2 pseudogenes are annotated in these 596 nt (G+C 70.6%); one reads left to right on the forward strand and one right to left on the reverse strand.

What is annotated here, in order from left to right:
• Positions 1-148 (forward strand): annotated as a pseudogene (locus tag ACFF45_RS35565) (ketol-acid reductoisomerase); the annotation flags it as partial.
• 256 nt (positions 149-404) lie between these two features.
• Here the strand turns inward: ACFF45_RS35565 and ACFF45_RS35570 are convergent.
• Positions 405-596, reverse strand: a pseudogene (locus ACFF45_RS35570) (methylmalonyl Co-A mutase-associated GTPase MeaB); the annotation flags it as partial.

Consider the following 596-nt stretch of genomic DNA (forward strand, 5'->3'; position numbering starts at 1 on the left):
CGGCTCGTTCGCCCAGCAGTGGATGGACGAGTACCACGGCGGTCTGAAGAAGTACGACGAGTACCAGCAGCAGGACTCCGAGCACCTGCTGGAGACCACGGGCAAGGAGCTGCGCAAGCTGATGTCCTGGGTCGACGAGGAAGCGTAAGTCCCCCAGGTGCCCAAGGGGCTGGAGCGATGCCGTTCCAGCCCCTTCCGCATGCTCGCTCAGCAGGGGCTGGTGACCTGACCGTCCGGATGGAAGAAGGGACCGCCCCGGCCGCGAGGAGGGCACCTCGGACAGGTGCGGCCGGGGCGGGGCTGAGGGGCCCCGGGGCAGAGCCGTCGTCGAGCGGGGAGGGGGGTGAGTTCCGCCGGCCCGGTGGCTGTCCGGAATCACCGGACCGGCGGAAGATCTCCACCGTTCACGGCACGGCGCCGGAGGCCCTGTCTTCGCGGAACGCGCCCAGGATGTGTTCCGCCGCCCTGGTGGCCGTCATGTCGCCCGCTCTGACCTGTCGTTCCAGCTCCGGTGCGAGGGCCCGGACGGCGGGGTGGGCGTGCAGGCGGTCCAGCAGGTCGTCGCGGACCATGGTCCAGGTCCAGCCGACCTGCTG

The organism is Streptomyces cinereospinus, assembly GCF_042430725.1.
In the GTDB taxonomy this organism is placed as follows: domain Bacteria; phylum Actinomycetota; class Actinomycetes; order Streptomycetales; family Streptomycetaceae; genus Streptomyces; species Streptomyces cinereospinus.